We start from the raw sequence: 25,777 nt of genomic DNA on the forward strand, positions 1-25,777 counted from the left end.
AACTTTCTATAACATTGTCAGCACTGCTAGGTATACGCAGGTAACAAGGATGAGTAATAGGATAAACTTGTAAACCCACTTCCAGTAAACCGTAATGGGGATCCGTGAAAGAGCTAAGGCGCCGACTAACATTCCTGCCGTTGGGGTCACCGCAGTAATCAAACCGGTCGCTGCCTGGTATGAGGTAACAAGTACGCTGCCATCCACGTGGGCAAAGTGGGCTAGTGATCCCATGATGCCCATCGTGGCTGCAGCCAAACCAGAACTAGAAGGAATCAGGAAGGATAGGATAATAAAGAAGATAAAGGCAAAGATGATAAAGGCGGCTTTTGGCATTCCGCTCAATGATAATTCACCCCAGTGAAGGATCGTTCCTGTGATCTTACCATTGTTCATCACTACCTGGATCCCCCGGGCAACGGCAACAATAATGGCAACGTTTAGCAGTTCACACATTCCCTTCATAAAGGAATCAACAAAATTAGCTTCCTTGATATGACCAACAAACATGATTACCACTGACATGAATAGGAACAGCATCGTGATCTCATTGAAGTACCAGCTACCCAGTGCGGTCATGTCCGCACCTAAGAAGTTACCCAAGAATGGCACACTGGTCAGCCACTTGGTAAAGGTGTCAAAAAACGTCCAGGATTTATTAATGCTGGTCCATGGTACTAGACCAACAATCATAATGATAAAAGTTAGAGCAAAAACGACTAGAACATGTTTCTGAACCTTCGTTAACGGTTGCGGTTTACTGCTTCGCTCCGCAACTTCAAAGAATTTCATATCCGCTTTCCGTTGTTTATAAACCAGGGATTTCGTTGGATCTTGCTTAATCTTGTTCGCATAGTGGAGAATAAAACCAATGGTTAGGGCGGTCACAATCACCAAAAGGATAATCCGTGAGCCGAGGCCTGAGCCTGGGGATATTTTAATGATTCCGGAAGCAACCCCGGTTGAGAACGGGTTAACTGTTGAGGCTAAATCTCCAACCCGGGTCCCCAGGATAATTATCCCGGCTGCGACAAGGGAGTCATAGCCAACTCCCATCATGATCGGCACGATCAATGGGAAGAAGGCTAGGGTCTCTTCACCCATTCCATAGGTGGATCCACCGATAGCGAAGATAATGGTCAAAATAACGATTAGCCGTTTTTCGTGCCCCTTGGAATTGGTAACAATGGACCGAATGCCGTCATCTAGAGCACCAGTCTTATTTACAACGCCCAAAAAGCCACCAATGACCAGGATAAAGAGGGCAATGTCGATTGCTCCCGTGGTGGCTTTGTTACCGATCATCCCAATAATCGGTGCCATGAAGACATCCCAGATTCCCTGAGGATGGGAGGCAACCGTGTGATAGGTCCCGGAAATCATGTTTCCAGCGGAATCAACCTGATATTCACCGGCAGGAACAATCCAGGTTAGGACAGCAATCAGTACGATCAGCATAAATAAAATCGTAAATGCTGACGGCATATGGAATTTATGGTTAGTTTTTACTTGCTTCTCCATTTGGTTCACCTCAATCGGCAAAGAATTCCTTAGCTACTTGTTTGTAAAAGTCAACGGACTTATGAAAGATGTCAATTTCAACGTACTCATCGGTTTGGTGTTGCGTATTGTTGCCTGGCCCAATTTCAGCAATCGTAAAGTTGCCTTTACCATGTAAGAATTCCGACCCATCAGAGGCACCAGCTTGACCAATTGCTTTTACTGGGCCATCAAAGATTTCATCATGAACCTTTTCCATCAGCTTAATCAATGGGGCATCCTTATTCCCCGGCATAGCTTCTTCGGGGAAGCTATAACGAATACTCAGATTGTAACCAGGCTTTTGGTTAAGTTTGTCCACTAATTTATTTAAGGCATTGAAAACCACCTTGTTTGGGTATTCTGGAATGGTTCGGATATTACCCTTAATGATTGCCTTGGCGGGAACAGAATTGATCTGGGAGCCGCCTTGAAATACGGATTGGACGTGTGTCAGCCTGCCTAAGATTGGGTTAACCTTATCAAACTTTGCCATCAGTGGCTTAACCTGGGTAGCGAAGTCCACCAAGTGATCAATCGCATTAATGCCATTTTGGGGTTGGGAACTGTGAGCCTGTTTCCCAACCGATGTCACAATATAGTCAACGACCCCCTTAGAGGTGTAACCAATTTCGGACATGTTGTTACCGGGTTCAGCAATAATCAAGCCGGCCAATCCATCGGCATACCCTTGCTTAGTTAACTGGGCGGCGCCGTATTCACCGGTTTCTTCACCAACGGTACATAATAGGCGGATCTTACCAGGGACGCTATTGTTATCGAGCATGTCGAGCATGGCAATAATTAGGGCTGCTAAGCCGCTCTTCATATCTGTTGCGCCACGACCATAGAGTTTACCTTCCTTAATCGTGGCCTTGAATGGATCGAATGACCATTGACTAGCGTCCCCTTCAGAGACAACATCCTCATGTCCAGAAAAGCCTAACATTCGCTCACCAGAACCAATTGTGATAACCAGGTTATCACGGCCAGGGGCATATTGAACGCGGTCGATCTGGACACCCTGATCCTCATATGGCTTGAATAGTGATTCAATGTAGTCGGCAACTTCTGCTTCGTTATCATTAACCGATTTGATAGAAATTAATTTTGAAAGAATTGCGATTTGCTTATCCTTTTCCATAAGAGCCCCTCCCAATAGCTGTTGATGCTAATAACTTTATTCATGTCACTATTTAGTCAATATGATATCTATATATCAATAAGAGAACAAATCAATACACAAAAAACTATTAATATTATTTAGCAGCCATGATCGTTCATCTATTTGGCACGATTCATTTAAGAAGATTCAGCCTATTGCGTTACCAAGTATAGTAATCATGGGAGCAGGATACATATCAGAGTCACCACACAAAATCTGCATCATGGGAACTAACTCGTTGTGAACTTGATGGCTATTTGTATTTCCCGGGAAATATTGCTGGCGGGTAATTGGCGGTTTCCTGACGGGTAATTGTCGTGGCAATTAGCCATAGAACTCTTATCATAGAGGTAGAATTTAAGGAGATGAGAATCTATGGTAAAAAATAAGATCAAAGAGCTACGGACAGCATGTCACTTGTCACAGGAGCAGCTGGCGGAAAAGGCCCAGGTATCGGTGCGGACAATTCAACGGCTAGAGGCCGGGGATGATGCCAGCATTTCAACGTTAAACTTGGTTGCGGGGGCACTGGGTGTCGCGGTCGGCGACCTCTTTCCACATACTGATACTACGCAGGAGCAGCAGGAGAAGATCCAATCGGCGGATGAACAGTTGCAATACCAGCTTCAGGCTCGCCATGATGAGTTTCGGACCTTTAAGCACCTTTACTCAGCAATTTTTATCATTGTAATGTTGGCGTGGGGAGCATTATTTCCCTTGGTACACAATGACATCTATTCTTCTTTAATGGGTATTTTATGGATTGGTGCCTGGATTATGATGGGACCGTTAAAGAAATGTCTAATAATCAAGAAGATCGATCCTAAACTTGATCACAAGTTTCCACTAACGGCCAGCCGGGTCGATAAGGACAAGTAGCAATAACCTACTGTGCTATACTTAATTGAGTGAAAGTAACATCGGGTAAAGATATTTTCCAGGAAACGATCGGGAATTATTGCTGACACTAATAATTACGAGAAGAGACTGATTGGATGCGTGAAATACCAATTAAACAAGCCAAAGCGATTCTCAAGCGAGCGTTAAAAGGAACGACCGTTCAGCGGATCTGTCTGCTGACCAAGAAGAAGGATCGTTCCTTGACAATCGAAACCCGGGATGGGACCTTAACCTTGATTGAGCAAGGTTATGTTGTCGCCACTCAGATCTATCGGTTGCCAGGCGGGAAAGCTAAGCATGCGGTGACAACGGCATTTAAGCGAGAATTTCCGCGTAGTCATCGGGTGTACCTGAGCTAAATAATAGGAGGAGAAAATGCAAGTGGAGTTTTATGAACGCGGCTGCAAGTCCTTCTTTAAGAAACATCAACGCCAGCGAGAAGGCGTGGAGAAAATGATTGGTACTGCTATTGCCAGAGAAGCTTCAACAGGGATGACTAAGGTTAAGCTGGCGACTAGGAAGAAGGTTGCCGGGCAAAGTGTCTATGAGTTTCGGCTGAATCTTGGGAAAATTGGCTCTGCTAGAGTAGCGTTTATGGTGAAACAAGATCGGGCAATTGTATATTTCATCAGTAGTCACCTGCAGAAGACGACATTCAGCCACGAATTTGATCAGATTATTGCGAGAATTGTCTAGTAATGGTGAGGAGAACTTTGAAATGAGCAAATACAATCAATTGTGGAAGTGTATTGCCGATAGCGGACAGGATCAGTTAATGATCCCTTTTAGTGAGGTTGAAAGGGTAACAGGTGTTCCACTTGACCACTCTTTTTTGCAGTACAAGAAGGAGCTACTGGACTATGGTTATCAGGTTGATCACATTTACCTAAAGAAGCAGCAGATTCAGGTTAGTCGAACTAAATAATAGGAAAGAGCCAGTCGCCGGGATTACCGGGGCTGGCTTTTTAGTATATTTAAAATCTGAAATTAACAGGAAGCGTTAATAATACTTGCCTTAAGATTCACAAACTTGGGATTTAAGTCCTAACATATAAAAAGATAAATTAACTTAGAATAGCAATTACATTATTATTCTATACTAATGTATAGAATAATATACCATTAATGGGCCTAAAGACTTATAAAAATACATTATTATAAGTCTTTATGGATTAATTACTTTATAAGTGATAATATCGGCTTGTAAACGTTTACACAATAATTTAATGAAATACCTAATGTTCAGAAGAGGTGAGATAAATGATTTATGACTACCAAGGTAAAAATGCAATTGTAACCGGTGGTGCTAAGGGCATTGGGAAGGAAGTCGTTAAGGGAATCGTTAATGGTGGTGGTAAAGTTGCTCTATTAGATATTGATGACACAGCTGCTAAAGTAACCGCTGAGGAGTTTAATGGTAAGGTTAAAACCTATCATGTAGATCAAGGAAATCGTAACGAAGTTAATGAACAATTTAGGAAAATTATTGATGATTTTGGTAAAGTTGACGTTCTTATCAATGTTGCTGGGATCATCAGTGCTAAATCCTTTGACGATCTGCCACCAGAGGAATGGGATCAGACGATTAAGATTAACTTGACTGGTCCATATAACACTGTTCATGCTATTTGGCAGCATTTTAAGGACAATGGTGGTGGCCGGATTGTCAATGTTTCTTCTGTTGCTGGTAAGATTGGTGGCGGATTACTGGGAACTGTGGCATACGCATCTTCTAAAGCTGGATTAAATGGATTTACCAAAGCTATTGCCAAGGAAGGTGGGAAATATGGTATTGCTGCTAATGCGGTCGCTCCTTCATTCACTCATACCTCAATGACAACTTCGCTATCAGAAGATCCAGAAAAGAATGCTAAAGTAATTGGTATGATTCCGCTAGGACGTGCAGCTGAGCCAGTTGAAATTGCACAAATGATTCTCTTCTTTGGTTGTGATGCAGCTAGCTTTATTACCGGAGAAATCGGTGATTGCGACGGTGGTATTGTGATGGATGGCTAAGAAGGGATCGATAACTATGAGTTCTACTAAAAAATTAACAAAGAAAAAAATCTCTATTCCCGGTGGAAATATTATTATCCCCATGTTTATTGGTGCTTGCATTAATTCAATCTTTCCTTCATGGCTGAAAATAGGTGGCTTTACCACTCCATTAGCACAAGGTTCCGGTGCACTTGTCGGGGCATTCCTTTTCGTTATTGGTGGTTCCATTTCTTTCAAATCTACAGGTGCCGCAATCAAGCGTGGTGGAACGATTATTCTGACAAAGGTTATCGTTGCAGTTGCACTTGGTTTGTTTGTCGGTAAAGTTCTTAATAATAATTTTCTTGGACTAAGTGCATTAGCAATTATTGGAGCAATGTCATGTGCTAATAATGCTATGTATGCCGGAATTGTCCATGACTTTGGTGATAATATTGACCAGGCTGCTGTCGGAATTACCATACTTGCTGTAGGTCCTTATATTACAATGATTGCCTTAGCTTCCTCTGGATTAGCCTCTTTTTCATTCATTACATTAGTTGCTACGATCCTTCCATTATTAATAGGTATGATTTTAGCCAACCTATTTCCAACGGTTAAGAAGATTCTAAATGATGGAACGAATGCATCAATTATTGTTGTTGGATTTGCATTAGGTTGTACGATGACTTTTCAGCAAATATTTACTGGTGGGTTGTCGGGTATTATCTTAGGCTTTATTGTTACATTTGTTGGTGGTATTTTTACGATTTTCACTGACCGACTGACTGGGGGATCTGGAATCGCTGGTGCTGCAATCTCTAGTTGTGCTGGTGCAAATATGGCAACCCCAGCTGCATTAGCGACCGTTGATGCCAGCTACAAATCAGTCGTTGGGACGGCAACTGCTCAAATTACTGCCGCTGTGGTAGTTACTGCGATTTTAACGCCAATTTTAACTGCTTGGGTTGCTCGGTATAATAAAAAGAAAGCAACTCAGAAGGCCTGAGCCTGATAGTTAAGTTTCTATAAGAACGCTGATTTTTTGTTTATGGATTAGGAATTTGTTGTTTGGAAGTTTTAACGCCATTATTAAGTTATAAGATTTTAATGGTTTTATTTAGATCAATATGCTAAAAATCGAATCAGATAAGTGATATTAATAATGAGCTCATTCCTTGTGATAATTAAAATTAGGAATGAGCTTTTTCTATTTCTCTACTAAAGTACTAAAATAAATGCAAAGGAGGCAATACCATGCCATACGATTTCAAAAAAGAACAACGCACTCTATATCATCCGGGAAAGCGGCCAGCCCTTGTTGATGTGCCCGCAATGAAGTACATCTCCGTGCGCGGTCAGGGCGATCCAAACTTACCAGATAGTGAGTATAAACATTCAATTCAATCCCTCTACAGTGTGGCCTACACCATTAAGATGAGCAAGAAGGGGCCCCATCAAATTCCGGGTTACTTTGACTTTGTCGTACCACCGCTAGAGGGCTTCTGGTGGCAGGAAGGCAGCCAACCGATTGACTTCACCCGTAAGGACCGCTTTCACTTCATCTCCTGTATTCATATGCCGGACTTTGTTGATTCTGCCACCTTTGACTGGGCGGTCCAGACAGCAGGTACTAAGAAGCAGCTTGACCTTACTGGCGTTAAGCTTCTTACCCTCACCGAGGGTCGCTGCGCTCAGATTATGCACGTTGGCGTCTACGATGATGAGCCCGCCACCATTGCCAAGCTGACCCAGTTTGTTGCGGACAATAACCTCCAGTGTGACTACTCAGCCACCCGGCGCCACCATGAGATCTACCTCTCCGATCCGCGTCGTACCAAGCCGGAAAATCGCAAGACGGTGATTCGGATTCCGGTGAAATAATTTTACTGCACTTATTTCCCGGGTAATACACAACCCAGATCGTTCGTAGTAAAATTAAAGTGATTTGTGTAAGGAGGGATTGTTAATGGCATCAGGTTTTATTTTAGCTAACCAGCGCGGAATTGCGGTCTCAATGGATACCATGGAAGCAAGTTCACAGGGAGAGGAATATCGGGGCGTTAATCGGATATTTCCCCTTGGTGGGCAACATAAGATTGTCGCAATTTCTCGTGGCTTTGATAAGTTCATGAACATTCCGGTTGAAATTCTAATCCAACGCTTTGCTCATCAACTGGATGATCAGCCATTAGACAAGCTAACCGACTACCCCGTCGCTTTTGCAGATTTCTTAAACGATCAGCAATCAGGGTTAACCGATGAATGGTACCTTCGTGACAATGTTCGGTTTGTACTTAATGATTTATACAACTTTTATCAGCAGAATCTTCAGAATCATGGCCAGCAATACCCGTTTGAAAAACTCTTCAATCAAGCGGTAGCCCAGCTTGTGCAACGGTGGCAACCACAGAAGAGCGATCCGACAATTTGTGAAATCAGCAAGGCAGACTTTATTGAGCAGTACGGTTCCCAGGTCGGGCAAGTTGCCAGTGAGTGGCTTAAGGAATTACTTAGCTACGGTCCACAGACGAATGGTGGCAGTTTCGCCACCCAGCTGCAACAGCCGAGTCAATTAGACCAGCAGCGGAGTATCTTCTCAAATGAGTACCCGCAAATTTTTGACGCGATCTATCACATTATGACCGTCGGTATGCGTGGCAACCAGGCTTCAATTGTTTTCGCTGGGATGGGAAACAAGGAATGCTTTGGTAGTCTCCAATTATTGAATATTTATGGGTATTTACAGGGAATTCTTACAACCACGGACGAGGTGGAAACGATTAACCAGAATAATGCCCAGCTGATTAGCCCGGTTTCGACCTATACGCAACAGTCGATTGGGGCACAGCTGTTGCAAAGCGGGATGGCTGATACTTCCTTCAACCGTATTAAACAGATTTTAGAAGAAAACGGGATGCAAGAAAATGATGAACAACGGGTGTTGGGCGCGGTTCGCCGTTCGATGCTTGTCCATAATCAAGGGATTCAGCAAACCATCGTCAACCTTAGCCCGAGTGAGCTAGCCCGCATGTCGCGGACAATGGTTGAAGTCAATAGCTTTGTTTCGCGCTTCATGATTCGAAACGCTGGCGTGGGCGGCGATATTGAGACCGTGATTATTACTTATCAGGATGGTGTTGTCTGGCTTCATCGGCAACAAAACATTGATTATCAATTGAATCCAGCATTGCTCACCCGGCATGGCAATGCAGAAAATTAGGAGGCGCCAACATGACAGCAGAAATTGGTATTGGTAACCAGGCGGGGATCGTCCTTGCGGCAGATAGTGCCGTTAGTGAAACAGATTATAGGGGGCAGGTCCAGGCAATTTATGACTCCGCCCAGAAATTGTATACCCTTGGCTGGCAGCACTATATTGGACTTCTCACGTATGGTAATGCCTCATATGAAGGAACTCCGTGGAGTGTTCTCTTTAATCATTATCAGCGTCAAGTAGGCAGTGACCGCTTGCCGCACGTTACGGATTATCAGGCCGCCTTTCTCAATTACCTTTGCAAGGAACAACTGGTTAACCTTCCCGTAACGGATCGTCGGTCGACCATTTACCGAGTTGCAGATTCACTAACGTATAGCCTCTGTCAAAACTTCCTTACCGAAAATCGTAATAGTGATGAGGTGGCTGGATATGTACAGACGGCTTTAGAAAACATCATTAATAATTATCATCAAACTGACAACCAGCGTTTGGCCGTTAATGATTATTCCGAAAGCGATTTTCTTAACGATTATACTGACTCGCTGATGCGCACTAACCAAAATCAGCCTGAATCGGCGGGAATCATCGTCAAGCTGATGAAGTACTACGCGCAACAGATTAATCTAGAACTGAGCGGCGATAATAATTACCATGGTCTTTTTACCGATACAATGCGGCTCTTATGGCTTCGGGCAATGTATTATATTCTTTTTTGGGGGACTGAGTTCTGGAAACTGGAATTGGAATAGCACCTCCGGGATAGTGATTGCTGGTTATGGCAGTCAGGATAATTGGCCAGTCCTCAAGCAGCTTAATATCTATGGCTGTGTCGGGACTCACCCGATTTATACCGTCGCCGATATTGATCAGGTTGGTCAGCAGGAAGCTGATGGCAGCATTCAGCGAAGCATTTTCTTACCGCTTGCACAGACGGATGTAGCGAATACCCTTCGTTTTGGAATCAGTGATGATATCTATGGCGAGATGGAAGATACCCTGATGAATAAGACCGACCTGCCGAGTGACGTCAAGCAGCGGATAATGCAACAGATTACTGGTTACTTATACTCTACCTACGGAGGCCCGTTCGCCGCAGAAATAACAATGTTGAACATCCCCGAGCTTGCCGAAATTGCGGAGACCATGATAAAGGTTACCAGTTTTGAACGCCAGTATAATGGTGACCACTATGCGACGGTGGGCGGACCAATTGATATTTTGGCGATTACCCCGAATGATGGCCCGGTCTGGATTCACAAGAAGCACTATTTCGACCCTGATACGCGTGATAATCTTGGTCGGCTGCTTCGTCTGCAGCATGGTGAATAGGAGGGGAAGATACCGATATGTCGAACACGGTGATTAGTACGCAGGCTGATTTCGAACATGCATTTTTGAGGGGCGACGGCGATCTCCAACTGGCCCCAGGAACCTACAATTTACCAATTCCGGAAGATGCAGATAAAATTTATACGTTCAATGGCTCCATCGTTGGAACTGGGGATTCCCCAGATGACGTAATCCTGATTGGAAAAGTTGGTACAAATGACCACCTAATCCTTAAGAACTTAACGATGTGTAATGCTGATTATCTTGATGGCGTAATTGTTTTTAATGATTCTGTGTTATTGCTTCGTGATGTGAAAATGACGCGGCAAGGATCCTTTGACGCGGAAGAGTGCTACCCATTACGATGTGATACAAATGCTAAACTAGTAATGGATAACGTTACGGTTAATTACCCTTCGTGGGGAGGAATTCGCTGTTATGAAGGCGTTCAAGCTAATATTAGTAACAGCGAATTACAAGGCTTATTCTTATACAATGGCGGAAGCATATCGTTAGTTGATGTATCAGCTGGCGAGATTCTCGTAAATGGCTGGAACGTCGCAGCTACTAATTTACAGCTATATGATCATCCTGGGGATAAGGGCCACATATCTTTTGGCCCAAAGTCTGAATGGTATGAGAAATTAAAGGGTAAGAAGTGGTTGCTTTATGCTAACCAAGGTAACATCATGGTGAAGAATCTTAAATTGCCAGATGAGCTTTCTGCTGGAGTGAGCCCGCTGGGGATGTCTAGTGGTCAGATCATCGGTAATGTTGCAGATCCGGAACAATATGAGTACCAGCCCTGGGTAGACGTTAAAGAGGGTAAGGTGGAATTAGCTGGTGCTGACCAGCGTAACCCCTTTCAAGATGGTGATCATCAGTCGGACCATGAGGCGGTGGCCGAGCTTCAACAATTAATCGGCCTGGCGACGGTTAAGAAACAGGTAACTGAGTTTATTCAAATGGCCCTAATGAACAAGCGGCGGAAGCAGGCTGGCCTGACTCCAATTAGCAATTCATTTCATTCGCTCTTTGAAGGTAATCCGGGAACGGGGAAAACTACGGTTGCCCGTCTCGTTGGGCGAATTATGCATGAAGAGGGGATCTTGCCAACAAGTAAGTATGTGGAAGTTGATCGGGGTGACCTGGTGGCCGGATACGTCGGGCAGACAACCACGAAAACGAAAAAAATCTTGGAGAAGGCGACTGGTGGGGTCCTGTTTATTGATGAGGCGTACGACCTTGTTCATGGCAGTGATGATTCATTTGGCTTAGAGGCACTAGACTGTATCATGAAGTATATGGAGGACAACCGGGATAAGCTGATGATTATCTTTGCTGGTTACACCGATGACATGGAGAAGCTGCTTCAGCAAAATCCGGGAATGAAGTCACGGGTTCCAAATGTCTTTAATTTTGAAGACTACAGCGCTGCGGACATTGCAGCAATTGGGCGTCTACAGCTTCGTGGTAAGCAGATGCAATTTGACCAGCCTAGCACTGAGACACTCTACAATCAGCTTATTCAAGAACACTATGAGAATAGTAACGATCATAGTAATGGCCGGTGGATTCGGAATCAGAATGACTTGCTATTACGGCAAATTGCGGTTGCGATTAGTCAAAATCCAGGCCACCCGCTTGACCAAGTATGGGCCGACGATATTACGCGGGCGTTTAGCGGTGATGGCCTTAGTGATGGTTCAAGGACAGCGGGGAAGGGAGCAACTAGTGATAGTCAACCAACTGCGCCGTTGCCACCGCTCAATGACGATCCCCTGCCGTTCTTGACCGGGGATGAATTAAAATAGTAATAAGAAACGTTTTGGTCAGTTCGCTGTCCAGAACGTTTTATTTATAATAAAGAGGTGAGGTTACGTGTTCATTCGTCAGACGGCACCCTGGCCGATTCCACCGGATGCCCGACAACAGCTGCAGATTAAGTATGGTTACCGTCAGGTCAAGTATACTTGGCAGCAAGCAGGTTGGCACTATGAGGCCCGTTGGCACGAACGCACTCCGGCAGCCAAGCTGATTACCTGGTCCAGCTGGCGCCTTGACCGGGTTCGCCCCGGCATGGGTTACGGACCCCATGCCCAGCCCCGCTTAGCAGAAACAAGGGTAGGAGATCGTTGGCTACCCCTGCGGCGGGTCCGTTTTGCGGCAGCCCGTTATAATCATGGACACGCGACAATATCAGATATCCGCCTGCTCAGGGCGGCCCATCCGGCACCAATCGATAAAAAATTTCCCGGGAAATAAGGGGGAGGACGATGAATGAAGAAGTAGAACTTAATCGTCGATTAGTTAGGCAGGTTAACGTATTGGCGGGGGAGGGGTGGCCACGCCCTGCTCGCGTGACCTACTGGAACGCCCTTAGCCGAAGCCAGCTGACGTATCGGCGTCTTAATAATATGTTCCAACAGGCTCATCACATTGGCAGCTCATTGTATATGGAGATATTGCGGGCTAGTGGATTGACCGCCCGTCAACAGCTTACCCTCATTCTGGATGGTCACCTTCAAAGCTGTGTTGATCAGGACGGCTTCCTTCAACTGACCAGTCATGACTACCGTTTGAATCCAGCGATGTCACCGCTTAGTCCCTTCTATGCCAACTTTCGTCAGTTGGTTCGTGACGCCTACATCGGACCGCTCGGACTACGAGCTGATGAGCTGGGGCACCGCCTCCACCTCTTCCGGGCCTACCTAGATCTCCAGGCGATTAATTACATTCGTTCCTATTGTAATAATCTGCCAACAACCGCCCGGGACTTTGATCGCCTCTGTCAGTTTGCCCATGACCACCATATTGCCCTCGATTTTCGGACAGCTGCAGCCTATCATAACCGTTATCACGGCGCCCTCACATACCCGCAAAACATGAAGGTTCAACTTTGCCGCAATTCCCTCGTTCGCCGCGCAAATCCAGCCCGGATGATTGAGTTTATCGTCAACATTGACACCGGCGACTTTGTCAGTGAGTGGAACGTTTATCGCACCCGACCAGACGGGGCGGTGGACGGTGATCCTGACCACTACTCTCCAGCGGCCCTATACCAGGTAGCAAATACCGAGTCCTTCAACTACGGAATCCCTCACGGCGGCTACTTCGTCTGGCCCCGTGATCGGCAATCTCACCGCCGACTGGATATTGATCAGCCCCGAGACAGTCGCATCCGGGCTCGTGCTAAACATTACTGGAAGACACCACGCCCGTATACTGACTTGGTGAAGGGCCCCGATGACATCTCGGCTTGGCGAAGGGTACCCGTTGCTAGCAGAAGCCAGCTCTATCGTGCCTTTATCGCCGCCAATCCAGAAAATCGGAACTGGGGAATCAATCGCTTTTTATTGATGACTCCACAATACCGCCGTTACCACGTCAGCCATTGATGTGATAGAATAAGGCCATCTTAGGTACTTGCAGGCGATACCTAGACCAACATTGCCGTCGACGGAAAGGATTCAACATGCGGATTAATGTTTTGCAACACACGCCAAATGAGGGACCGGGTTCGATTCAGGACTGGGCCCACGCGCATGGCCATGACTTTTATGTTTATCATCCCTACCAATTCGGCAACCTGCCAACCGCTGCAACGACGAATCTCCTGATTGTTCTGGGTGGCCCGATGAGTCCCAACGATGATCTGCCCTGGATCAAACAGGAACGGGTGCTGATTAGGCAGTTGCTTGACCAGCACAAGCCGATCTTCGGCGCTTGTTACGGGGCTCAACAGATTGTAAAGACGCTAGGCTATGCGATCACCAAGGCGCCACACAAGGAGGTTGGTTGGGCACCGGTCTATCGTCAGTCCGATGCTATTCCGGGGGTCCCGGACCAGCTGACCGCCCTTCACTGGCACGAGGAAATGTTTCAAGTGCCAAAGGAGGCCCGGTTGCTGTTCTCCAGTGATCTGGTCAAAAACCAGGGCTTCCTGCTTGGCGATAATGTGATTGGCCTCCAATTCCATTTCGAGCCCCAGATTGACAATGTACGGGAGATGGCGGTTAACGATAATCAGTATCCGCTGGATCACAATGATTTGCACCAGGATCCGCAGGAGATTATCGACCACGGGGTGCCAGCCGCCAACAAGGCGGTGATGTTCAAGTTACTGGATTACATCACTAAATGAAAGAATTGGGGCGATATTTCCTATTATTAGGAACGTCCCCTTTAATTTTGGGAAATAGATTAAAATCTTGCTCATTATATCCCCAAAGTGGTACAGTTGAGTGCGAGATAAAAAGATGGGGGTGGAGAAGCGATGACTGGAAAATACGATGCGATCAAGGCGGCATTAAATGAGCCCGCAATGAACGCCAAGATGTTTGCCTGTCGCTTTGGATTGGAAGTAAAGAAACACCGAGTACTGACGAATGGGCGGGCCAGTCGTTACCAGTACCCGGTTAATCTGCGTTCCCGGCGGCATAACCTATACCTAAATTCCGGCTTTACTGATGATATGATTGACTTTGAAACCGAACCAGTTGTTGGGAGCAAACGGGCGGTACGTCATTTGAAGGCCCTTGAACAAATTATGATTGCCCACCTACACGAGGATGAACGTCTCTGGCCACTGAGCATGGCCCCGGCACCACTCTACCAAAATGACCTGGACTATCTTAAGACAGCCTTTACCAAGCCGTGGGACCAGGCCAACCATGACTACCTGGGCAAAAAATACGGGATCGCTCAGGAGATTCTTGGGGACGTTCACGTCAACTTCAGCCTGGACAATGATTTGGTCCGGGAACTTTACCAACGCTTCTATACCGACCGATACGCGAGCCAGACTGACTTCCAAAACCACCTCTACTTCAAGCTGGCCCAGCGTTTCTATCTCTATCAATGGCTTTTCACCTACCTCTTCGGCGCCAGTCCGGTCACCGAGGATATGCCGCAGAGTTTCCCAGATGATCTTCAATTGCCTGTGCGGAGCCTGCGCTGCAGCAACTATGGCGACGACAACCTGGCCACAGAGCAGGTGACCTATGCATCATTAGAAGAACACTTCAAGCAACTTCAATCCTATATCGACAACGGAACCTTCTATAGTTTGAAGGAGTTCTTCGGGCCGGTTCGGATGCGACGGCATAACCACGATAACAATGACCTGATGGGGATCCTCAATGACGGGATCAATTACCTGGAGTTCCGAAACTTTGACCTCGATCCACTGTCGCGGACGGGAATCAGTGATGATACGATCAATTTCTTGGAGCTTCTTCTCCTGGACAGCTTGGTTTCACCGTTACCGGATAACCTGGCTCATCGCCTGATCGAGGCTCGTAAGCTGAATAACGAGGTGGCGCTCCAGAAGGCTAAGGATGAAACAAATTGGATGAAGGAAGCGGCCAATGAGTTGATGGTCGAGCTCCAGACTTTTGTCGAGAATTTCAATGCTCCTCGCGAGTACCGGCTAGCATTGACCTTTGCCCAGCGGCGAATCGATGATCCGTCGCTGACCATCAGTGGCCAATTGGCAGACCAGCTGGAGAATGGGAATCTCCTGTCGTTTGGCCTGAAAATCGCCAATGATCGTTATACCGCTAATATCGGCTACCAGCACCCTCTGCAGGCCCTTAGCAATGAGTATTCTGACGATGCTCAACGCTTGGTACGGGCGGCAATCGAGCTCGGTGTTCAGACTCGTCTGGAACCAACCGCAATTACCCTATCGGTTGGTGATCACCAGGAGGTCTATCAACCGAACGGGGAGTTTGATTTCAGCAAGGGTGCCCGTGAGTTTGTCCTCAACGTTTTCCCTGAGGCTCAGGCGTTCCAGGAAGAACAATAAACAAAAGTTAAGGGGAAATACGAGCTGTGGCCAATAATTGGGCCCAGCTTTTTTATTACCCGGGAAATAAAGGTGAGAATAAATGAGTAAGATTGGAATCATTGGATTAGGACATGTTGGCCGTCTCCTGGCCCACCAGCTACTGGTGAGCGGGGAGGGCGATGACCTGGTACTGATTGATCAGGATGACCAGTTAGCCCTGGCCGTCATGACCGACCTTCAGGACGCTGCCACCGCCCTGGCAGGTCATCCCCGGATTGTCATTCAGGATTATGCGGCCCTGAAAGATGCACAGGTTGTTATTGTGGCGGTGGGGAAGAGTAGCTTGATTGCTGACCAACCGATGGCCGAGCTGACTTTCAACCATACTGCTATTAAGCAGGTGGCTGCCCAGGTCAGGGCAAGCGGCTTTGGGGGGATCGTCCTCAACTTGAGTAATCCTAACGAGGCGGTCACTGCCTACCTCCAACAGTGCCTTCTTTTGCCACCCAAGCAGGTAATAGGGATCGGTACCGTCCTGGAAACTGCCCGATTGCACCGGGCAATTGCCGCAGCTGCCAAGCTTGCTCCGGCCAATGTAAGTGGTTTCGTCTACGGTCAGCACGACGGCCAGCAGGTTTTTGCCTGGTCGACGGTTCGGGTTAACGGACAGGCGCTTGACCAGACGATCAACGGTCACCAACTTGACCGCCAGCAGCTCAAGATCAACGCTGACCTTGATAACTGGTACACCCTGCAGGGGTTGGGCTACAACGCCAGTGCGGTTTGTACCTGGGCGTCCCGGATCATCCGGGCAATCCTGACCGATGAGCAGTTGGCCCTGCCGGTGGCGATCTTTCAACCTCAATACGAGGGTTATGTCAGTTTTCCGGCCCTGATCGGTCGTCAAGGAGTGGGCAATCTATTGTTGCTTAAACTCTATCCGGTTGAGGAGGCCGGAATCAAAACCGCCGCAGCAACGATTAATCAGCAGCTTGCGGCACTACAAAGGATGGATGAAGATAATGATTAAACGATTAGCAGTATACTGTGGGGCTCGTGACAGCTACGATCCCCGTTACCTCCAGTCAGCCCACGAACTTGGCTTGACGATGGCCCACCACCAAATTGAACTGGTTTACGGTGGGGGTCAGTATGGTCTGATGGGAGCTGTTGCCCAGGGCGTCCTCGACGGTCAGGGGATTGTTCACGGGGTGATCACTAAACAGCTTGCCGGCCGTGGGGTCACCTTTCAGGCGGTTACCGACCTTCACTTAGTTGACGACATGGACACCCGTAAGGAGACGATGATGGAGCTGGCCGATGGGATGCTGGCGCTACCCGGCGGCCTGGGTACGCTGGAGGAGGTTAGCCAGGCAGCATCTTGGATGACGCTGGGTGACAACGATAAGCCTATTGCCTTTTATAACCTCAACAACTTCTATGCGCCACTGCAAAAGCTCCTTGTGGAAATGAACAAAACCGGGTTCCTCGAACAGCGTTATCTGGATAGTCTCTGCTTCAGTGCCGACTTTGAACGGGTATTGAGCTTCATGAACAGCTACCGGGCCCCATTACGGCGGCAGTACAAACACGAAAAAAAGTAGTTTAAAAAGAAAAAGGCCGCTTCATAGCGGTCAGATTATTGTAATGGTTGAATCACATAAACCTGGTCATCGGCCTCATCGGTTAGGGAGACGGGGCGATTCTCGTTGGCCCGGATCGTGATGTGGTAGCCGAACTTATCAAGGAAGACTAACTTGTCGGCCTTAATCTGTTGAACGGTTGCCGGAATGGGCTGGTTATCGATGCCCAGTTTTAATTCAGGAGAAATGGTGATTTTATGGGATCGATCGCGTTCTTTATCATAGTATTGCCAAGTGCCAGTATAAAAAATCGGTAACGCGGTCGTAGTGTTACTCTTCTTCGCGTGACTGAACCCCAAAGTGCTGCTGAGTCCAGCCATAAGTCCCGCGCCGAAAAGTAACATTCCCTTTTTCTTCATATTTCATCAGTCTCCTCAATTAAGTATGTGATAAGTCAAGTTTAGCTTCAATTTTATTATACACACATTTGTATTATGAGAAGATTTCATTTCTGTTAAAATCACGCAATAATTGGTAAAATTAGGTGTAAACAAATTAATTTACGTAAAGGGAGACGAGAAACGGATGCTTAAACTTGGAATTATTGGAACGCACATTATCACTGATCAGATGTTAGATGCCGCGAAGACGACCGGTAAGTACCAATTGACAACGGTTTATTCACGGACCCTGGACCGGGCTAAGGAATTTGGTGAACCATATGGCGCTACCGAATTCTACGATGACTTGAACAAGTTCTTTGAAGATGGCGACTTTGATGTTGTTTATATTGCCTCACCAAACAGCCTCCACTACCAACAGGTTCGTTTAGCAATCGAAAACGATAAGTTCATCATTGTTGAGAAACCGGCCTTCGTCAACCCGACTGAGTTCAGCGCAATTGAATCTTTGCTGGCAGCTCACCCGAAGGCCCGGCTGGTCGAGGCAGCCCGGCACATCCACACACCGCTTTACCAGCAGGCCCTGGCCAAGGTCGATGAGATGAAGAAGAACCACTGTCAAGGGGCTACCATTACTGTTATGAAGTACTCCTCCCGTTATGACAAGGTCCTGGCTGACGATAAGCCATACCCGAACATCTTTACTTTGCAGTTTGCCGGTGGAGCCCTGATGGACCTTGGAGTATATGCTGTTTATGGTGCGGTTACCCTGTTCGGTGAACCATCCACGGTTGTCTACTACCCAACTCTGGCCAAAACCGGGGTTGATGCCAAGGGCGTGGCTATCCTGAGTTACAAGGACTTCAGTGTCACCCTGAACTTCGGGAAGACGGCCAATTCTCACCTCGACTCCGAGGTATATGGTCTCAAGGACACCCTAGTCTTTGACAGCATCTTCAACACCAAACAGGTTACCTACTATGACGCCGACCAGAACGCCCACCCATTGGATGCTCCGGTTGAGAAGAACTCGATGACTGATGAGATGAATGACTTTGCTGACCTCTTCAACAACCCTGATGATGAAGCAGAAATGAAAAAATACAAGCACTGGATGGATTTAGCTCGGACCGTCAACGCAGTTATGTACTCGATGCGCCAGTCCGCTAACCTCGTTTTCCCCGCTGACAATGATCAGGAATAGGATGATGTTTAATTGATCAAACAGTTTCAAGAACACTTTAATGAACGTTACCAGGAACCAACAGCAATCCAGTCGGCAGTTGCGGAAGCCTTGGCGAATGATAAGTCGGTCTTGGGGATTGCCCCGACTGGCTCCGGCAAGACGCTGGCCTTCACACTGCCGCTATTGCCCAAGGTAATGCCGGGAACTGGAACCCAGCTGCTGGTCCTGTCGCCGTCCCAGGAACTGGCCTTGCAGACGGCCCGTGTGATGCGGGAGTGGGCGACCCTGATTGGTGTCAAAGTCCAGTCGCTGACCGGGGGCGCTAACCTCCGCCGTCAGGTAATGAAGCTTCATGAGCACCCGGATGTTGTCGTTGGGACGCCGGGGCGGGTTCTTCATATGCTGGATAACCATCACCTGAAGCTGGGCCACTTGCAGACTCTGGTAATCGATGAGGCGGACGACCTCCTCCAAGACGATACCCAGGCTGTGGTTGAAGATATTGAACGGGCCACGCCACTCAGCACCCAGCTGGCCTTCTTCTCGGCCACCAAGGCGCCGGTGTTTGACGACCTCGACGTGATGTTTGGTCGGGACATTGTGACCTACGACGTCCGCAATACCGACCATTCGCGAGGTCCAGTCAAGCACGGCTTCATGAGTGCCCGGACTAACCAGCAGAAGACGGCTACACTACGGCGGTTGGCTAGTGTCAAGGACTTCCGGGCTCTGGTCTTCTTTAACAGCACCCGGACGCTGAACTACGCGGCTAGCCGCCTTCGTCATGAACACGTTGCCGTGGGGACCCTTGGTGGTCGGCAGCGACAGGTCCAACGGGAAAAGGCTATGCGGATGTTCCGCAAGCGCCAGCTGAAGCTCCTGTTGACTACTGACCTGGCAGCGCGGGGCCTTGATATTCCAAAACTGCCGGGGGTAGTTAACTTTGACCTGCCTCAGCAGACCAATACCTACATTCACCGAGCTGGACGGACGGGCCGGCAGGGGGAGCCGGGGGTCGTCTTAAACTTCGGTGATGACCATGACATTCGTGATCTCAAGAAGTTGCTCAAAGACACCGATTACCACCTAGTCCAGATGTACATTGGCAATGATCTGCTGACCGACCAGAAACCGGTAGCCGGTCAACAGGTGGTTTCACTGGGCAAGAAGGCCAGCCGCCGACTTCAGGAAAAACAGCACGACGATGGCAATCTTCAAAAGCAGGTCCACAAGACTCTGGCCAGCTTTAGCAAGCCGCACCGCAAGCGCCATAAGAAGAACCGGAAGAATAAGGGGATTCGGCTCAAACATCGGCGTAAGAATGCGGGTAAGTAACGAAAAAGAATATTACCGTCTTTACCTTCTTAGAAGAAAATGCGATAATATTCTTTGTTTGGTCCCATAGTATAATTGGATAGTACATCCGCCTCCTAAGCGGTCGATTCCGGTTCAAGCCCGGATGGGATCATCAGTGTAAACCGTGTCGAACCGTTGCGACACGGTTTTTGTGTAAAGTCGGTTCATTTAAATGAAAAGGGGAGATCAACGTGCAGGGGCCGTATAAGATTATGTCGTTATTTGGAACACGGGCAGAAGCATTGAAGCTGACCCCGGTGATTGAACGGATGCAGGCGGCACCAGCCATCTGGCAGCCGATCGTGGTCACTACCGCACAGAAACAACATCAACCCCAGCTCCGGCAGGTCCTTGACCGCCTGCATATCACGCCGGACTTCAACCTTGATGTAGTCGATGGACCGGAATACGACCTAGTCGAGCAGCTCAGCAAACTCCTCCATAACCTGAACAACGTCATGCACGCTAGTCAGCCGGACATGATCTTGGTGGCCGGGGACGCGACGACTAGTCTGGCTGCCAGCCTGGTCTGTTTCTATCAGCACCTGCCCCTAGGACATGTTGAGGCTGGTCTGCGGACCTATGACAAGGAGGCGCCGTTTCCCGATGAAATGCATCGCCGTCTGACCGATGACTTGGTGGATCTTTACTTCGCGCCGACAACCCGAGCCCGGGATAACCTGCTCAAGGAATCCCACCCAGCTAAGCAGATTTACGTTACCGGGAACACCTCAATTGACGCGGTTGAGGAGGCGCTCACGCCGGACTTTCATAGTGAACTTCTCAATCAGCTGCCGGCAAAGCACCGCTTGATCATTCTGACGATGAGCCGGCGAGAAAACATCGGCGAACCGATGCGTCAGGTCTTCCACACGGTTCGGGACATTGTCGAGACCAACTCGGACGTCGAACTGGTCTGCCCCTTGACAGCGGATCCCGAGGTGATGAGTTTAGCTGAGGAAGTTCTCGGTGACCGTGACCGGATTCACCTGATTAAATCGTTGCCCCACAAGGACTTCTTGAATATCGCGGCCCGCAGCACCCTGATTATTACCGATTCCGGGACCATCCAGGAAGAAGCTCCGGCCCTGCACAAACCGGTTCTTCTTTTGCGGGAAAATACGGAACGTCAGGAAGCCGTCGATGTGGGAGCGGTCCAGATCGTTGGTACCGATCCAACCAGCATCCAGCAGGCTGTCTTCATGCTGTTGAATGACAGTCACGCCTATCAAAAGATGGCTACATCGCCAAACCCGTTTGGTGATGGGCACGCCAGCACCCGCATACTGGGGATCATTGCAGATTATTTGAAAGCAAAATAATTTAAGAAAGTTTCGTAAGTAAAAGAGGCCTTCAGTGTTGAAACGCTGGAAGCCTCTTTGTATACTGCTCTGTTTTTTCTGATTATTCTTTATTCTTACCGTGCTCCACGATGTCGCGGTTATCATGAAAAATCAGCCATTTTGAGAAGATATAGTTGGCGATCACGACGATGACGTTATCGATAATCTTGACGATCAGCTGTTGGATTGGGCTGTCGAATTTTAGCAAGCTGATACCGACGTACATGATGATCACATCCATTATTAGGGTCAGCCCCCGGTAGAAGTAGAACCAGAAGAACTCCTTCAAGAAGGCTTTAACGGTCGAGTAGTGAGAGCCAAAGACCCAGACCTTGTTGGTGAAGTAGGCGACCAGCACTGATAAGAACCAGGCGATCACGTTGGCCAGCTGGTAGTTCCAGTGGATTCCGGAGCTTAGGAACTGGAAGACCACGATGTTGACGACCGTGGTGACGACACCCCAGAAGAGGTAGGCGATAATGGAGCGGTACTTGTTGAAAAGACGGATGAGCTTAGTCATTGGCCTTCGCCGCCTTCTCGACCAGCTGCTTGGCAAAGGCGTCCAGCTTCTTGATGTCGTCTTCGTCTGGGGCCAGGTTGATGTGGACGTTTTCAGCTCCCTTGATAGCACCGGTTTTGGCCAAGGCGGCACCGAACTTGTCGACGGCTACGCAGAAGTCGTCCCCATAGAAGGTATCGCCGGAGCCAGCCACCCCGTAGACCTTCCCAGTTAGTTGTTCCTCCTGGAGATCATCATAGAAGTCGAGTCCTTCTTCAGGCAAGGCACCCTCATCGTAAGTGTATGGACAGATGACGCAGATATCGACGTCGCTGAAGTCGGCGGGGTCGGCCATCGTCATCTCGGTCTCCTCGACGTCAACGTCCAGGTCCTCCAGGGCATCGGTGATGATGTCGGCCACGTCCTCGTTATTACCGGTGATTGTCGCGTAGACCACAAGAGCTTTCATTAATAATTCCTCCATAAATAGATTGTTGCCACTTAATTATAACAGTTTCATAGTATAGCATGCTGGGGAACTAGTGGTATACTGTTAAAGATAGATATGTCAAAAAAGGAGACATGATTAAGAGAATGATTACGTTAAAATCACCTCGTGAAATTGAAGCGATGGAAAAGGCCGGGGCCGCATTAGCGGGAATGCACCTCGGGATTCGTGAGTTTATCCGGCCGGGGATGTCCAGCTGGAAGATTGAAGAATTTGCCCGCAAGTACTTCAAGGCAGCTGGCGCTAAGGCTGAGCAGATTGGTTTTGAAGGCTACAAGTACGCCACCTGTGTCAGTGTCAACGATGAGATCTGCCACGGCTTTCCTCGTAAGAACCTGATTCTGAAGAAGGGAGACTTGGTTAAGGTCGACACTGTTGTCAGTGTTGACGGCTTCTTCAGCGACTCCTGCTGGTCCTACGCGGTCGGCGAAGTTAAGCCGGAGATCGCCAAGCTGATGGACGTCACCAAGCAGGCCCTCTTCATGGGAATCGACCAGTGTGTTCCGGGCAACCGAATCGGTGACATTGGTGCTGTAATTCAGCACTACACCGAGGACGAGAATGGCTACGGCGATGTTCGTGAATTCGTCGGCCACGGGATCCAGCCAACGATGCATGAAGATCCAATGGTACCGCACTATGGTGAACACGGCCAAGGGCTGCGTATGAGAAACGGTATGACGATTACCGTTGAACCGATGATCAATACTGGTACCTGGGAAGCCGACACCAGCGATCCAAGCGGTTGGCTGGCCAAGACGGCTGATGGTGGCTGGTCTTGCCAGTATGAGCACACCCTGGTCATTACCAATGATGGTCCGAAGATCCTAACTTCACAGGATCCGGCAGCTGATGCCAAGTACCTTTACGATGATAACTATGCTGAATATCTCGACCACTACGGCAAGATTGCCCGTGAGATCGCCGAGCAGTTCAAGTAAGGCAAGGGAAGACACCCAATTTTCGGGAGGCCTTCCTTTTTTGTATGCAAATTGTTGATTTAACTTTTAAAACGAAATATACAAATGAGGATTTTGGATGATTCACTTTATTTTATTAAGTAAAACTGGAGATATAGCTAAATAATATAAGGCGACTAATTGCTTCCTTATTTTAAAAATAAGTTTTTTTAGAATGAATTGAATAGCACAGTAGTAATAAATTGTTTTCCAAATCGACAGATTCATGCATGAATAACCATTTTATTGAAGAATATACATCGATAAGGTCGAATATACATTCAAAAGTGCATATTTTTGATGAGAAAATGATTAGAATTAGTCATGACTGCTTTTATTTCTATCAGAAAAGACTATACTTAGATTATTAAATGATTTCTTATTTTTATTTAAGAAAGCAAATTTTTTTGGAGGTCTAATAAATTGGACGATCAAAGTGGTAATACAAAGAAAATGATTACTACCTTCGGCCTAGTGACGATGATCATTACCTCAATCTTCGGATTTGGGAATGTTTCAAACGCCTACTTGCAAATGGGTTACGGTAGTATTATCTGGTACGCATTAGCCGGGATTTGTTTCTTCTTCCCGTGTGGCTTAATGATGGCCGAATATGGTTCGACGTTTAAGGACGCCAAGGGTGGTATCTACTCCTGGTTGGCCGGTTCGATTGGTGAACGGATGGCCTTCATCGGGACTTTCGTTTGGTTAGCATCCTGGATTGTCTGGATGGTATCGACCGCCTCCCGGATCTGGATCACCTTCTCTGCATTGATTTTCGGGAAGGATACGACTCAGCAGTGGCACTTCTTAGGCCTGACCTCGACCGAACTGATCGGGGTTCTCGGGATTATCCTGATGCTGGTCTGCACCTACTTCAGTTCTCGTGGCATGACGGCGATTGCTCGAGTTGGTTCGCTTGGTGGGATCTTTACCGTGGTTGTTAACATCATTTACGTTATCGCAGCAATTATTGTTTTAATCGTTAACAAGGGTGTAATTGCCCAGCCATTCCATGGTGCCAAGGATCTGATTCTTTCACCAAACCCACAATTCCAGACGCCAATTGCCATTATTTCATTCGTTGTTTACGCCATCTTCGCTTACGGAGGGATGGAGTCCTTGGGGTCCGTTACTGATAGTATGAAGAACCCTGAAAAGACGTTCCCACGTGGCCTGATCATCGCCTCCATCTTCACGATTGGGGCCTACGTTATCATGATCATCATGGCTGGTTGGTTCGCCAATTACAATGGTGACTTTGCTAAGGGTTCCACCAACCTGGGGAACGCCACCTACGTGCTCTTCAATATCCTGGGGGTAAAGCTGGGCTTGGCACTTGGCTGCTCTCACGCAACTGCCCTGGTTTGGGGGGCTGCCATGACGCGGATTGTTGCCTTCTCACAGGCCCTTGGTTTCCTTGGTGCCCTCTTCGTCCTGATGTATTCTCCAATCAAGGCCTTCATCCTGGGTTCCAACCCAGAACTCTGGCCAAAGAAGCTAACCAAGCTGAACAAGGCTGGGATGCCTGCCAACGCTATGTGGCTGCAGGTGATCATCGTTTCCATCATCATCTTCCTGGTGGCCTTCGGTGGTTCCGCTGCGCAGAAGTTCTACACGATTCTGACCGACATGGCCAACGTGTCAACCTGCTTCCCATACCTGTTCTTAGTTGGTGCCTTCCCATTCTTCAAGGCAAAGAAGGATCTCGACCGGCCATTCGTGGTCTTCAAGAACCGCTTCTGGACTAATGTCTTGGTATGTTTCGTTGAAATCATTCTGATTGTCGGGATTATCTTCACCTTCGTTCAACCAATGTTGGATCACGATTGGCAGACAGCCTTCTGGACGATCGCCGGCCCAATCTTCTTCGCCGTCGTTGCCCTGATCTTCTACCAGATTTCTGCTAAGAAGCACCACATCAGTGAAAAATAGTTAATTTATCCTTATGTTAAGGTCCGCTAACAAATTGCTAGCGGACCTTATTTTTTGTTCCCGGTCTGGTATAATAGCCCTATATC

Annotated in this window: 27 protein-coding genes and 1 tRNA gene; 23 read left to right on the plus strand and 5 right to left on the minus strand. The window is 47.7% G+C overall.

Annotated elements, in window-relative coordinates; genetic code table 11:
* Window positions 1-6: 6 nt before the first annotated feature.
* Window positions 7-1,521 carry a YfcC family protein gene (locus CK797_RS04775; protein ID WP_104688618.1) on the minus strand — a complete coding sequence of 505 codons (1,515 nt, stop codon included), beginning with the start codon at window positions 1,519-1,521 and terminating at the stop codon, window positions 7-9.
* A gap of 10 nt (window positions 1,522-1,531) precedes the next feature.
* Entirely contained in the window at window positions 1,532-2,683 is a 1,152-nt protein-coding gene (locus tag CK797_RS04780; RefSeq protein WP_104688619.1) for an ArgE/DapE family deacylase, read from the minus strand.
* 396 nt (window positions 2,684-3,079) lie between these two features.
* Between CK797_RS04780 and CK797_RS04785 the strand changes: the two genes are divergently transcribed.
* The 17 genes from CK797_RS04785 (at window position 3,080) to CK797_RS04865 (ending at window position 17,525) form a co-directional block, all read left to right on the plus strand.
* Complete coding sequence (locus tag CK797_RS04785) at window positions 3,080-3,583, plus strand: helix-turn-helix transcriptional regulator (RefSeq protein WP_104688620.1); 504 nt, start codon at window positions 3,080-3,082, stop codon at window positions 3,581-3,583.
* 116 nt (window positions 3,584-3,699) lie between these two features.
* On the plus strand, window positions 3,700-3,963 hold the full coding sequence (locus CK797_RS04790; protein WP_104688621.1) for a hypothetical protein: 264 nt from the start codon (window positions 3,700-3,702) through the stop codon (window positions 3,961-3,963).
* A gap of 16 nt (window positions 3,964-3,979) precedes the next feature.
* Window positions 3,980-4,300, plus strand: coding sequence for a hypothetical protein (locus CK797_RS04795; protein ID WP_104688622.1), 321 nt, complete (start codon window positions 3,980-3,982; stop codon window positions 4,298-4,300).
* 22 nt (window positions 4,301-4,322) lie between these two features.
* Window positions 4,323-4,529, plus strand: a complete 207-nt coding sequence (locus tag CK797_RS04800) for a hypothetical protein (protein WP_104688623.1) — start codon at window positions 4,323-4,325, stop codon at window positions 4,527-4,529.
* Window positions 4,530-4,864: 335 nt separating this feature from the next.
* Window positions 4,865-5,620: an SDR family NAD(P)-dependent oxidoreductase gene (locus tag CK797_RS04805; protein WP_104688624.1), complete on the plus strand. Its 756-nt coding sequence runs from the start codon at window positions 4,865-4,867 to the stop codon at window positions 5,618-5,620.
* Between the two features lie 16 nt (window positions 5,621-5,636).
* Window positions 5,637-6,590: a 2-keto-3-deoxygluconate permease gene (locus CK797_RS04810; RefSeq protein WP_104688625.1), complete on the plus strand. Its 954-nt coding sequence runs from the start codon at window positions 5,637-5,639 to the stop codon at window positions 6,588-6,590.
* A 248-nt stretch (window positions 6,591-6,838) separates the two neighbouring features.
* On the plus strand, window positions 6,839-7,465 hold the full coding sequence (locus CK797_RS04815; RefSeq protein WP_104688626.1) for a GyrI-like domain-containing protein: 627 nt from the start codon (window positions 6,839-6,841) through the stop codon (window positions 7,463-7,465).
* An 85-nt stretch (window positions 7,466-7,550) separates the two neighbouring features.
* Window positions 7,551-8,804, plus strand: coding sequence for a hypothetical protein (locus CK797_RS04820; protein ID WP_104688627.1), 1,254 nt, complete (start codon window positions 7,551-7,553; stop codon window positions 8,802-8,804).
* A gap of 11 nt (window positions 8,805-8,815) precedes the next feature.
* A complete protein-coding gene (locus CK797_RS04825) occupies window positions 8,816-9,550 on the plus strand; it encodes a hypothetical protein (RefSeq protein WP_104688628.1) in 735 nt (244 codons plus the stop codon).
* A gap of 13 nt (window positions 9,551-9,563) precedes the next feature.
* Window positions 9,564-10,130: a hypothetical protein gene (locus CK797_RS04830; RefSeq protein ID WP_104688629.1), complete on the plus strand. Its 567-nt coding sequence runs from the start codon at window positions 9,564-9,566 to the stop codon at window positions 10,128-10,130.
* A 17-nt stretch (window positions 10,131-10,147) separates the two neighbouring features.
* Window positions 10,148-11,944 (plus strand): AAA family ATPase, encoded by a 1,797-nt coding sequence (locus CK797_RS04835; protein ID WP_104688630.1) that lies wholly within the window; start codon window positions 10,148-10,150, stop codon window positions 11,942-11,944.
* Window positions 11,945-12,011: 67 nt separating this feature from the next.
* The gene (locus CK797_RS04840; protein WP_104688631.1) at window positions 12,012-12,395 is read left to right on the plus strand and encodes a hypothetical protein; all 384 of its coding nucleotides are present in this window, start codon (window positions 12,012-12,014) and stop codon (window positions 12,393-12,395) included.
* Between the two features lie 11 nt (window positions 12,396-12,406).
* Window positions 12,407-13,528, plus strand: a complete 1,122-nt coding sequence (locus CK797_RS04845) for a DUF3114 domain-containing protein (protein WP_225365026.1) — start codon at window positions 12,407-12,409, stop codon at window positions 13,526-13,528.
* A 77-nt stretch (window positions 13,529-13,605) separates the two neighbouring features.
* The gene (locus CK797_RS04850) at window positions 13,606-14,274 is read left to right on the plus strand and encodes a type 1 glutamine amidotransferase (RefSeq protein WP_104688632.1); all 669 of its coding nucleotides are present in this window, start codon (window positions 13,606-13,608) and stop codon (window positions 14,272-14,274) included.
* A 132-nt stretch (window positions 14,275-14,406) separates the two neighbouring features.
* On the plus strand, window positions 14,407-15,939 hold the full coding sequence (locus tag CK797_RS04855) for a glutamate--cysteine ligase (protein WP_104688633.1): 1,533 nt from the start codon (window positions 14,407-14,409) through the stop codon (window positions 15,937-15,939).
* A gap of 82 nt (window positions 15,940-16,021) precedes the next feature.
* Complete coding sequence (locus CK797_RS04860) at window positions 16,022-16,951, plus strand: lactate/malate family dehydrogenase (protein ID WP_104688634.1); 930 nt, start codon at window positions 16,022-16,024, stop codon at window positions 16,949-16,951.
* Window positions 16,944-17,525 carry a TIGR00730 family Rossman fold protein gene (locus tag CK797_RS04865; protein WP_104688635.1) on the plus strand — a complete coding sequence of 194 codons (582 nt, stop codon included), beginning with the start codon at window positions 16,944-16,946 and terminating at the stop codon, window positions 17,523-17,525. Before CK797_RS04860 ends, CK797_RS04865 begins: the two co-directional genes overlap by 8 nt.
* Before the next feature lie 35 nt (window positions 17,526-17,560).
* Here CK797_RS04865 and CK797_RS04870 read toward each other — a convergent pair whose 3' ends face one another.
* Window positions 17,561-17,923 (minus strand): DUF4828 domain-containing protein, encoded by a 363-nt coding sequence (locus tag CK797_RS04870; RefSeq protein ID WP_104688636.1) that lies wholly within the window; start codon window positions 17,921-17,923, stop codon window positions 17,561-17,563.
* Between the two features lie 166 nt (window positions 17,924-18,089).
* Between CK797_RS04870 and CK797_RS04875 the strand changes: the two genes are divergently transcribed.
* The 4 genes from CK797_RS04875 to wecB all read left to right on the plus strand — a co-directional run bounded on the left by CK797_RS04875 (window position 18,090) and on the right by wecB (window position 21,769).
* Window positions 18,090-19,109 (plus strand): Gfo/Idh/MocA family protein, encoded by a 1,020-nt coding sequence (locus CK797_RS04875; protein WP_104688637.1) that lies wholly within the window; start codon window positions 18,090-18,092, stop codon window positions 19,107-19,109.
* A 12-nt stretch (window positions 19,110-19,121) separates the two neighbouring features.
* A complete protein-coding gene (locus CK797_RS04880; protein ID WP_104688638.1) occupies window positions 19,122-20,426 on the plus strand; it encodes a DEAD/DEAH box helicase in 1,305 nt (434 codons plus the stop codon).
* Between the two features lie 60 nt (window positions 20,427-20,486).
* Window positions 20,487-20,559: transfer RNA gene (locus CK797_RS04885), tRNA-Arg, on the plus strand.
* Window positions 20,560-20,638: 79 nt separating this feature from the next.
* Entirely contained in the window at window positions 20,639-21,769 is a 1,131-nt protein-coding gene (wecB, locus tag CK797_RS04890) for a non-hydrolyzing UDP-N-acetylglucosamine 2-epimerase (protein ID WP_104688639.1), read from the plus strand.
* An 82-nt stretch (window positions 21,770-21,851) separates the two neighbouring features.
* Here the strand turns inward: wecB and CK797_RS04895 are convergent, their stop codons facing one another.
* Together CK797_RS04895 and CK797_RS04900 are read right to left on the minus strand one after the other, a co-directional pair.
* Window positions 21,852-22,310: a GtrA family protein gene (locus tag CK797_RS04895; RefSeq protein ID WP_104688640.1), complete on the minus strand. Its 459-nt coding sequence runs from the start codon at window positions 22,308-22,310 to the stop codon at window positions 21,852-21,854.
* The gene (locus CK797_RS04900) at window positions 22,303-22,758 is read right to left on the minus strand and encodes a flavodoxin (RefSeq protein WP_104688641.1); all 456 of its coding nucleotides are present in this window, start codon (window positions 22,756-22,758) and stop codon (window positions 22,303-22,305) included. Before CK797_RS04900 ends, CK797_RS04895 begins: the two co-directional genes overlap by 8 nt.
* 125 nt (window positions 22,759-22,883) lie before the next feature.
* Between CK797_RS04900 and map the strand changes: the two genes are divergently transcribed.
* On the plus strand, window positions 22,884-23,738 hold the full coding sequence (gene map / locus CK797_RS04905; RefSeq protein WP_104688642.1) for a type I methionyl aminopeptidase: 855 nt from the start codon (window positions 22,884-22,886) through the stop codon (window positions 23,736-23,738).
* Window positions 23,739-24,179: 441 nt separating this feature from the next.
* Window positions 24,180-25,691, plus strand: a complete 1,512-nt coding sequence (yjeM, locus tag CK797_RS04910) for a glutamate/gamma-aminobutyrate family transporter YjeM (RefSeq protein ID WP_104688643.1) — start codon at window positions 24,180-24,182, stop codon at window positions 25,689-25,691.
* Window positions 25,692-25,777: the final 86 nt, after the last annotated feature.

The sequence above is a fragment of the Limosilactobacillus pontis genome (assembly GCF_002940945.1).
Lineage (GTDB): Bacteria > Bacillota > Bacilli > Lactobacillales > Lactobacillaceae > Limosilactobacillus > Limosilactobacillus pontis_A.